Annotated in this window: 9 protein-coding genes and 1 pseudogene; 1 reads left to right on the top strand and 9 read right to left on the bottom strand. The window is 48.0% G+C overall.

The window, feature by feature from the left end:
* Positions 1 to 118: 118 nt before the first annotated feature.
* On the top strand, positions 119 to 1,390 hold the full coding sequence (locus tag QVO39_RS07545) for an ATP-binding protein (RefSeq protein WP_021903658.1): 1,272 nt from the start codon (positions 119 to 121) through the stop codon (positions 1,388 to 1,390).
* Between the two features lie 131 nt (positions 1,391 to 1,521).
* Here the strand turns inward: QVO39_RS07545 and dnaJ are convergent, their stop codons facing one another.
* The 9 genes and pseudogenes from dnaJ to QVO39_RS07500 form a co-directional block, all read right to left on the bottom strand.
* Complete coding sequence (dnaJ, locus tag QVO39_RS07540; RefSeq protein WP_021903657.1) at positions 1,522 to 2,682, bottom strand: molecular chaperone DnaJ; 1,161 nt, start codon at positions 2,680 to 2,682, stop codon at positions 1,522 to 1,524.
* A gap of 21 nt (positions 2,683 to 2,703) precedes the next feature.
* Positions 2,704 to 3,261: a nucleotide exchange factor GrpE gene (locus QVO39_RS07535; RefSeq protein WP_021903656.1), complete on the bottom strand. Its 558-nt coding sequence runs from the start codon at positions 3,259 to 3,261 to the stop codon at positions 2,704 to 2,706.
* Between the two features lie 65 nt (positions 3,262 to 3,326).
* Positions 3,327 to 4,442, bottom strand: a complete 1,116-nt coding sequence (locus QVO39_RS07530) for an ABC transporter permease (RefSeq protein ID WP_021903655.1) — start codon at positions 4,440 to 4,442, stop codon at positions 3,327 to 3,329.
* 4 nt (positions 4,443 to 4,446) lie between these two features.
* A complete protein-coding gene (locus QVO39_RS07525; protein ID WP_021903654.1) occupies positions 4,447 to 5,571 on the bottom strand; it encodes an ABC transporter permease in 1,125 nt (374 codons plus the stop codon).
* Positions 5,568 to 6,302 (bottom strand): annotated as a pseudogene (locus QVO39_RS07520) (ABC transporter ATP-binding protein); the annotation flags it as partial. The gene QVO39_RS07525 and the pseudogene QVO39_RS07520, both read right to left, overlap by 4 nt.
* Before the next feature lie 32 nt (positions 6,303 to 6,334).
* On the bottom strand, positions 6,335 to 7,276 hold the full coding sequence (locus QVO39_RS07515; RefSeq protein WP_021903653.1) for an ABC transporter ATP-binding protein: 942 nt from the start codon (positions 7,274 to 7,276) through the stop codon (positions 6,335 to 6,337).
* A 9-nt stretch (positions 7,277 to 7,285) separates the two neighbouring features.
* Positions 7,286 to 8,197: an HlyD family secretion protein gene (locus tag QVO39_RS07510; protein WP_021903652.1), complete on the bottom strand. Its 912-nt coding sequence runs from the start codon at positions 8,195 to 8,197 to the stop codon at positions 7,286 to 7,288.
* Complete coding sequence (locus tag QVO39_RS07505) at positions 8,194 to 9,492, bottom strand: TolC family protein (protein ID WP_021903651.1); 1,299 nt, start codon at positions 9,490 to 9,492, stop codon at positions 8,194 to 8,196. The genes QVO39_RS07510 and QVO39_RS07505 overlap by 4 nt, the downstream gene beginning before the upstream one ends.
* A 3-nt stretch (positions 9,493 to 9,495) precedes the next feature.
* Complete coding sequence (locus tag QVO39_RS07500) at positions 9,496 to 10,278, bottom strand: formate/nitrite transporter family protein (protein WP_018028172.1); 783 nt, start codon at positions 10,276 to 10,278, stop codon at positions 9,496 to 9,498.
* Positions 10,279 to 10,426 lie beyond the last annotated feature (148 nt).

The following is a 10,426-nucleotide window of genomic DNA, read 5'->3' as shown; positions in this document are numbered from 1 at the left end:
TTGGCGGAATGGAAATCTGTCATTTGGCGGAATAGAAATCGTAACTATTTGGTATTCAGTAAATATCTATGTACCTTTGTGAAGGTATTTTAAATGGTTTTCGTATTAGTGAACTTGTATGTATAAAAGCAGGATAGCAGATAAGCTATTGAGTAACCAATTAGAAGCAGCTGGGGTGGTACTCATTCAAGGACCAAAGTGGTGTGGTAAAACAACGACTGCTAAACAACAGGCTAAAAGCATCCTTTATATGGATGACCCAAGGAGTAGGGAAGGTAACATTATCCTCTCCGAGACGGAGCCTTTATTGCTATTTCAAGGTGATACACCAAGGTTGATTGATGAGTGGCAGCTGGCACCAAAACTTTGGGATGCTGCACGGTTTGAAGTGAGTAAAAGAGGATTGCCTGGACAATTGATCTTTACCGGCTCTGCTGTTCCACCTAACACATCGGAAATAACCCACTCAGGTACGGGTCGATTTGCATGGTTGACCATGCGACCAATGAGTCTCTGGGAATCTGGAGAGTCTACGGGTTCAGTTAGTCTTGAGAAACTATTTCAAGGAGAGAGAAAAGAGGGTGGAGTGGCGATAGACCATTCATCGCAGCAATTGGCTCTCTTGTTATGTAGGGGTGGGTGGCCAGGGTCTCTAGCTCTTTCAGATCAAGCTGCACTCCTTCAAGTCAATAACTATGTAGATGCGGTGGTTAATAGTGATATCTCAAGGGTTGACGGGGTTAATCGCGATGCAGTCTTTGCACGGAGGTTACTTCGTTCGTATGCTAGGCATCAAGGTACCCAAGCTACTATCACTACTATTTACAAAGATCTAGTAACTAATTCATCGGGGTCTATGACTGAGGAGACCATCTCCTCTTATCTTCTTGCATTGAGGCGAATCTTTTTAATAGAAGATATGCTTGCTTGGAATCCTAATTTGCGATCCAAAACTACTATCCGTACTTCTGATACCAGATATTTTGTTGACCCATCCATTGCGACTGCAGCTTTGGGGGTGGGCCCTGAGGATTTGATTAAAGACACAGATACTTTTGGCTTGCTCTTTGAAACGATGGCAGTAAGAGACTTGAGAGTATATGCTGATGCCCTCAATGGAGAAGTTTATCATTACCGTGATAGAAATGACCTGGAGTGCGATGCTGTAGTACACCTTAGAAATGGGAATTATGGTCTTATTGAGATAAAGTTGGGCGGTAAAACTCTGATTGATAGTGGAGCTGAGACCCTAAAGAAGCTTGCAGATAGGATAGATACTGATAAGATGCCAGCCCCTTCATTCTTAATGGTCTTAATTGGGATTGGTACTCATAGCTATCTGAGAGATGATGGTGTTTTGGTGGTACCTATTGGTAGCTTGAAAAACTAATATAAGATCCAACCGATTTTGTGGGGCGAGGGTGCTCTTTTTTGGGGGGTGCCTCATCGGATGAGTCGGACGAACCCCTTCGGGGTATTATAATGAGCAAAAAAAAACACCCGCTAGGGTGTTTTTTATCTTTACATTTCGTATCTGGCTCGTTGCTGCTCGATTAGCTTGCGTTTATCGGCCTCGGAAGGCTCGAAGTGCTTGCTTTGACTGAGCTGCTCTATCAGTTTCTTATCCTTCGCATCTAGCTTGTCTGGGATAAAGATGTGTACGACGATCAACTGATCGCCCTTGCCGGCCCCTCTCACACTTGGTAGTCCCTTATTCCTCAGTCGCAATATCTTGCCCGACTGAGTTCCAGGCTCGATGGTTACCTTAACCTTGCCGTCAAGTGTGGGTACGACCACTTTATCGCCTAGTAGAGCTGTAGTGACAGGAATGAGTAGGTTGTAAACCACATCATTGCCGTTGCGGATAAACTCTGCATCGCTGATCTCCTCAAACTGCACTAGTAGGTCGCCATTCGGTCCTCCATTCGGTCCTGCATTTCCCTTGCCACGCAGGGTCATTTGCATACCCGAGGCGACACCGGCTGGCACATTGATCTCTATCAACTCTTCGCCTTGCTCTATCCCAGTGCCCGAACAGTGGGTACACTTATTCTTGATCACTTGTCCCGTACCATTACAGGTGGTACAGGTGGACTGGGTTTGCATGCGTCCGAAGATACTATCTTGCGTCCGAATGACACGACCCGAACCGTGACAGGTAGGGCAAGTCTCCTTGCTACTTCCCGCCTCTGCACCTGAGCCGTGGCAGTGGCTACAAGCTACGTTTTTCTTTACCTTGATCTTCTTGGTGGTGCCATTGAGTACCTCCTGTAGCGTCACATGGATACGAACGCGAAGGTCACTGCCATAATTGACGGTACTTCCTCCGCCTCCTCCAAAGCCACTGAAGCCTCCAAAGCCACCGAAGCCGCCCATACCTCCGAAGAGGTCACCAAACTGGCTGAAGATATCCTCCATGGACATACCACCTGCCCCTCCAAATCCAGCGTTGCCATCTACTCCTGCATGTCCATACTGGTCGTAGCGAGCTCGCTTATTGGGATTGCTAAGGACGTCATACGCCTCTGCTGCCTCCTTAAACTTCTCCTCGGCCTCTTTGTCACCAGGGTTTCGGTCGGGGTGATATTTAAGTGCAGTCTTGCGGTATGCCTTTTTTATCTCATCGTCCGAGGCACCTTTACTGACACCAAGGACCTCGTAGTAGTCTCTCTTTTCTGCCATTATTGTCTTGCTCCTCTGCTATTAATTGCCTACCACCACTTTGGGGTGACGAATTACCTTGTCATTGAGGGTGTAGCCAGTCTGTACACAATCAATCACCTTGCCCTTTTTATCTGCCTCCTCGGTAGGTACCATAGCGACTGCTTCGTGTTGGTCGGCATCAAAGTCCTTGCCGATCACCTCCATGGCATTGACCCCCTGTGCCTTGAGGGCAGAGACAAACTTATTTTGTATGATCTCTACTCCCTCCACTAAGCCTTCTACCGACTCCGCCTGCTTCATATTCTTAATGGCTAGTTCGATATCATCCATAATATCTAGGAAGCCCCCCACTATCTTCTCACCGCCATATTTGATGAGGTCGCTCTTCTCCTTCAGTGTACGTTTGCGGTAGTTTTCGTACTCCGCACGCAATCTTAGGTAGTCGTCTTGAATCGTCTCTAGCTCGCTCTTCAGTGCCTCTACCTCATCTACTTCTGTTGGCTGCTCCTCTTGATTTGTTTCCGTGTTCTCTGAGGTCTCAACCTGCTCCTCATCGAGGAGCTGCTCCTCTCTCTCTATATCCTTATCTTTCTTCATATCTTCTTATTTGATTTATGTTTCTATCCTATTACTAGCAATAACCTTGCCAATCGGCCCAATTGTCAGTCGGCTCGTTTCTTGTGCGTCACTACTGCAATAAGCCCAAATACCACTAGGAATGCGAGTAGAGCCAACAAGTCGGGGACTATCTCTAGGAAACCAGATCCACGTAGGTAGACCATTCGGGTGAGGCGATTGAAGTAGGTGAGGGGGTTGGCGTAGGCGATCACCTTTGCCCAAGCTGGCATGGCATCAACAGGGGAGAAAAGCCCACTCATTAGGAAAAATATGAGGATGAAGAAGAGGGTGAGGAACATTGATTGCTGCAATGTCTCAGAAAAGTTGGAGAGAATTACCCCCATAAACGAAAGAGCGATAGCAAAGATCAATACGCAAAATAGGTAGAGAAGTATGCTCCCTTGGAATGCTAGCCCATAGACCCAATAGATAACCGGAATGCTGATGAGGACAGAGATGATTGCCAATATCCAAAACGGTATAATCTTGGAGAGGATAAGGGTGGAGCGACGGATAGGGGTCACATTGAGTTGCTGGAGTGTCCCTTTTTCCTTCTCTTGTACAATGCTCATAGCTGGGAATATACTGCAGTACATGGTGAGCATAATGACCAGCAAGGCAGGTAGCATAAAGTACTTGTAATTGAGTGTACTATTGTACCGATAGGTTGGGAGTACGGCTATTGGTTCGATCTCTTCTTGCGAAAGCCCAAGCTCCTCCATCCGTAATTGCTTCGAATAATGTTGTACCAATTGGAGTAAGTAGCTCTGTGCTAGTCCCGCTTGAGTGCCATCCACCGCATTGAGGAGCAACTGAATCGAAGGCTCTTCTTGTAGCTGTAGCTTTTCGCTAAAATCTTTGGAAAAGACCATCACTGCCTTTGTTTCCCCTTGCTCAATATCATTCAAGGCAGATGGATAGTCGGGGTAAATACTTTGCACCTCTATGCTTTTCGTTGCCTTCAGCTTACCGATCAATCTTTGGGCATAACTGCCTGTATCGCTATTGACTATGGAAACTTTAAGTGACTTCAGCTCCTGAGTTACTGGCCACGGAAAGAAGAAGAGCACCATAATGGTGTAGAATATCAGCACCCCAACGATGACAGGGTTTCTGGAGAGTTGTTTGAACTCCTTTTCGAGTAAATAACCTAGTACCATCTTTCTACTTCAATCTTGGGCGAATACTTACAATCGCGATGGTGAGCATCAGCACCGCAAAGAGGGTGAGGGCAAGAACCTCTTGCCATATTCCCATAAAGGAGAGCCCCTGTATCATCACCTTTCGTGTGGCACCGATGTAGTAGGTGGCTGGCACGAGATAGGAGATCCATCGGAGGGCAGCCGGGATATTGGCTAGGGGAAAGAGCATGCCTGTGAGTAGTATGGTCGGCATCATCATACCAAAGCCTGAGACCACCACTGCATCTCTCTGCTGGCTAACCAGACTGGAGATCGCCAAACCAATGGCAAGTGCGACGAGTACGTAGAGCATTGTAACCAAGATGATGAGCAACAACGAACCTCGGATGGGTACTCCTAGCACAAAGTAGGAGAGTATCAGGATAGAAGCAATGTTGATGAGCGATACCACAAAGTAGGGCACCGCTTTTGCTAGAACCATGGTAGTGGCGTGCACTGGAGAGACCAGTAGCAGTTCCATACTCCCTCGCTCCTTCTCGCGAGCGATGCTCACGCTAGTCATAATGGTGCAGAGCACAATCAGAACCAGTCCCATAATTCCTGGCACAAAGTTGTAGCTCGACTTCATCATCGGATTATAGAGCATTCGGCTATTGACCTCTATAGAATAGGGAAGTTGACTGCCGTCATCAATCTCCTCTACCACTACACTTTGTAGCAATGCAGAGGCGTAGGATACCCGTATCTCTCCCGCATTGGGGTCGGAGGCATCCACCACCATCTGCACCTGCGTCGGCTGTTTTCGGTAGATGCTTGCCTCAAAGGCGGTGGGCATCACAATGAAGAGATCCAACTTATCCTTTTGAAGTAGCTCCTCCGCCTCAGCCACCGAAAGGTGCTCCTCATAGAGGATAAAGTCGGGATGACTTCGGATCTTCGCCTCTAGTCGCTGCGTGTATCTATCTGGCTCCAAGGTGACTAATGCGGTACGGATATTGGTCACCTCCATATTGAGTGCAAAGCCAAAGAGTAGTAGCTCCACCACCGGCATAAGTAGCAGAATTAGCAATGTATAAGGGTCTCTAAAGATATGAATAAACTCCTTAGAGACAAAGGCATGGAATTGCTTAGCACCTGACGCTTTCATTCTACTCGCCTCCCCTCTCTCGCCAATTGCTTAAATACCTCATCCATATTGCGTGCCCCCGTCTTTTCTTTGAGCTCATCAGGAGTCCCCATAGCCTTGATTTCGCCATCCACCATAATAGAGACCCTATCGCAGTACTCCGCTTCATCCATATAGTGCGTGGTGACGAATACTGTAATCCCTTGACCGTAGGCCGCCTCGTAGATCAGTTCCCAAAACTGTCGCCGAGTAACGGGGTCCACCCCTCCAGTAGGCTCATCGAGAAATACGATCTGAGGCTGGTGAAAGATAGCAATGGAGAAGGCCAATTTCTGCTTCCACCCAAGTGGCAGCTTCTTCACCAAGGTCTTTTGGTATTCCAGAAAGTCAAGTCGCTTCAGTAACTGAGTGGTTTTCTGCTTGATCTCGGAGTTGGGAATGCGGTAGATGCCAGCAAAGAGGCGGATATTCTCCTCTACCGTAAGATCTTCATATAGGGCAAACTTCTGGCTCATATAGCCGATATGCTTCTTGATCTCTTCGTTTTCATGCAGGATATCGCACCCAGCCACCTGTCCCTCGCCACTGGTTGGTTTGCTCAATCCACATAGGATCTTCATCGCCGTGGTCTTGCCTGCTCCATTGGCCCCAAGGAAGCCAAAGATTTCCCCCTTTCTCACCTCAAAGGAGATATGATTGACCGCCAAGAAACTACCAAACGCCTTGGTGAGCTCCTTGACCTCAATCACTATTTCATTTTGATCGCTGACTCTCATAGGCTCCCTTATTCGGTTTTGGAAAGTAGTAAAAAGGCATCCTCCAGCCCGGCTGTGATGGGGCGAACCTCCCCACTTCCAATATGTCGGGCAATATCGCTCGCATCTACTCCTGCCTCAGTAGTGATGTGAAAGACGTCGCCAAAGGCAAAGCTATTGATCGCCTTTGGAAAGCTGTTGAGCCTTGCGAGTAGCTCCAGTCGGTTCTCCCCTTTCACCTCAAAGATAGGGTAGGGGTATTGCTTGGTGAGTTGCTCAGGACGATCAATCGTGAGGAAATTCCCTTCTTGCATAAAGGCCAAGCGGTCACACTGCCTTGCCTCGTCCATATAGGGAGTTGAGACCACGATGGTTACCCCTTGCTTTGAGAGTTTATGGAGCATATTCCAAAGGTCTACTCTACTGATCGGGTCAATGCCAGTAGTCGGCTCGTCCAAAAAAAGTATCTCGGGGCTGTGAATAAGGGCTGAGGAGAGTGCCAGCTTCTGCTTCATTCCTCCCGAAAGTGACTTTGCCTTGCGGTGCTTAAAAGGCTCTATCTGACTGTAGATGTCCTTTATCTGATCGTACTTCTCGGCGATAGTCGTATTAAAGATGGTGGCAAAGAAATTGAGATTTTCCTCCACCGAGAGGTCGGGATAAAGTGAAAAGGTGCCCGGCATATAGCCCACTACCTGTCTCAGTGCTTTGTAGTCCTTCACTACATCATATCCCACTACTCGGGCGGTGCCACTCTCGGGTAGCATTAGAGAGCAGAGCAGTCGGAAAAGCGTGGTTTTGCCAGCCCCGTCAGGACCGATCACCCCAAAGATTTCCCCTTGTTCCACTTCAAAGGTCAACCCACCGGGAGCAGTCCCTACACCTACTTTCCCCCCTGTAGGGGATGAAAAAGTAAGTCGTAGTCCCTCTGCCGATATGGCTGCTGCTTTCTCACTCTGTACGACACTCATACCACACTTTTATCGTACTACCTCTCCGTACATTCCTATCCGAAGGGTGCCATCTGAGTTAGGCACACGCACCTTAATGGCATAGACAAGATTGGAGCGCTCATCATCGGTCTGTACCGTCTTGGGCGTAAATTCTGCCCGACTAGAGATCCAGGAGATCGTACCTGGGTAGCTACGCTTCTCTCCATCCACCTGCACCTTTACTTCATCGCCTAGGTGGAGAGTGCCCAATTGGTCATTCTGTACGTAGGCTCTTAGGAATAGCGTCTCGAGATTGCCCACTCTAAATAGCGGGCGCCCCTGCCCTGCTAGTTCCCCACGGTGAATATAATTGGCTAGTACCGTACCGCTGATCGGTGCCGCAATCATTGATCGCTCAATCAAATCATCCACCTGAGCCACCTGTATGTCTATGGCAGAGCTTTGGGCAGTAATCTGACTACTTTGATTAGAAAGCGTACTGCGAGCAGCCGAGAGCTGACTTTCTACGGCAGCTATGCCACTATCTAGGTCATCTAGTTGCTTCTGTGTTGCTATTCCAGCTTTTAGCAGACGAGTGGTTCGGTCGCGATTGGATTGTAGCTCCTCCAACTTTACCTCCAGAGCTTTGGTCTGCGTTGCGATATTGGGCTGATTCGCCCTTACCCCTTTGCCCGAGCGAAGGAGTGCCTCACGCTGTAGAAATAGCTGAGTAGTATCTACCAATCCTACTTGCTCCCCTTGCTGAATGGTGCTTCCCTCTTCAATATTCCACTCCAGTACTCTGCCATTCACCTCGCTAGAGACCAGCACCTCGGTTGCTTCAAAGCTCCCCGAGCCAATTACCTCGCTTTTCTGGTTGTGGCAAGCCGATAGGAAAAGTGTAGCAGTAGCCACTGCTAGCCACCCCATCCAATGATCCCATTGATTCCTTTTTATCATAGTCCTAATCTATTTTGTACACGATACTTAGCCCTTAAGAGCTGTAGTTGGTCTACCTCTAGTGTCCTTTTGGCTGCATCTAGTTTGCTCTTCTGCTCCAAATACTCCGAGGTGGCAAGTGTACCCTCCTCTTCACTCTTCTTAGTGCGATCCAGCACCCGCTCTAGGGTCTCCACTAGCAGTCTGTCGCTAGTGATCTGTGTCTCATACCTCTCTACTTCATTGTATGCTTCACTCAGTTCACGTTGGAACTCCTTTTCGAGTGATGCTCGCTCCAGCTCTACCAGACGTTGACTTTGGTGGAGCTTCTTTTTTTGTGTCGAAAGATCGTATAGTTTGCCAAAGTTCCAGCTCAGCTTCGCTCCTGCAATGTAGTAGAATGAGGGGTCGGGGTTCATCATATTCAGACCAGGTCGACCATATCCCCCTCTAGCAAATAGAGCCAAAGTAGGCATTCCTTTAGCTAGATAGGCCTTCCAATCGGCCGATAATCTCCTCAGCCGGCTATCCAGTAGCAGATGCTCAACCCTATTGGGTGCCACCCGAGTCCCTGTATTGGAGGGAAGGGTGGGTAAACTTGGCAGTTGTGCCATCGTCCCTTGAGAGAGATTCAGCCCTGTATATATGGAGAGCGTCTCTAGTAGAGCCTTCCGACTTTGCTGGAGTTGGTCACTCGTTTGCTTTGCTTTGATTTGTTCTACAGTAACCAAATCTAGGTCATTTTCGCTAGCCATCCCGGTGGCCAGTAACGAAGTAACCTTATCGGCTTGGCGAGCGAGTTCCTCTATCACCACCTTCTGTAGCTCCATCTGCTTATCCACTAATAGCAGAGCAAAGTAGAGCTCCACTACCGCATCACGTACCTTTTTAGCACGAACTTCAGTCTCTGTTAGTTGAGCCGCCGTCTCCGACTTTATCGCCTCGGTGCCAGCTTTTACTCTGCCACCATCCCAAATCAGTTGCGTCACCTGAAGATAGGTATTGTACTGAAAGTGAGGTATCTTGGGCAGATCCGGAGGGGGCACCTTGATCCCCATCACCTCTGGCATCTTGATATCCAATTCTACCACATCGCTGAGATAATTAGCAGAAGCCTCTAGCGAAAGCTGAGGGACGTAAGCCAACCAAAGTGCCTTGCGTAGCTCTTCCCCAAGCTTCCCTTGGAGCTGCATCTGTTCGGCAGTAGGGTGGTGAGCAGTAGCCGCTTCTAGGCACTCCCCAAGCGTGATGCTCTGAGCCTGCAATGCTAGTGTGTTGAAAACTACTAGTACTAGCCAAATAACTCCTCTTTTCATAGTTTACTTTTTTGATCCGTAGGCATAGCTATAGACCATACCTACTAGGATAGCTCCTCCTACAATATTGCCAAGTGTCGCGGGAATCAAGTTATTCCAAACCATCTCCCATACGGTCACATCGGCACCCGACATAATCCCCATAGGGATATAAAACATATTGGCAATGCTATGCTCGAAACCGAGCGTCACGAAGACCATCACCGGGAGCCAAAGCCCCACCAATCGGCCAAACATTTCATTCGAACTCATTCCCAGCCAAATAGCAAGGCATACCAACCAATTGGCACCAATCCCTTTTAGAAATATTACGTGCCAAGGCTGCGAAACTTTACTGCTAGCTATACTAGCAATGCCACTTTGCCAAGGCTCTACTTGTAGTAACCCTGTTAGATGTGCGAGAAAAAAACAAACCAGTACCGCACCCACAAAGTTGGTAAGCCATGTCATCAGCCAGTTGGCAAATACGTATCTCCACGAGATAAAACCTTTACGAGCACCAGTGAAGAGGACTGCCGTATTGCCGGTGAATAACTCCCCTCCTACTAGTGAAATGAGTACTAGACCAATAGGGAATGCTAATCCTTGTATGAGCCTAAAAAAACCAGGAGACCCCTCCGTAATACCTTGTGATCCATAGGCTAAATAAAAGGAAAATAAACCACCTAAAGAGATGAATGCACCACCTAGGATGCCTAGAACTGCTAGCTTAATTTGCGACCCCTGATACTTATTAAGTGCCATTTGCTCTGTATTCTTTAGCACTTCAGCGGGTGAGTTGATCATATTACGTTTGTTATATTATTACTAATTAATTATTGACTCCCTCGTACAAAGGTACCAAAAAAGAGTGTAAGAGCATATTCACCACCTACTTGACCCCGGCTGAGGGGTCAGACCTGGAGATAGGATTGTCCGACCCCTCGGCCGGGGT

The organism is Porphyromonas sp. CAG:1061, from assembly GCF_000435035.1.
Lineage (GTDB): Bacteria > Bacteroidota > Bacteroidia > Bacteroidales > Porphyromonadaceae > Porphyromonas_A > Porphyromonas_A somerae.
This window is presented reverse-complemented; position numbering and strand designations above follow the sequence as displayed.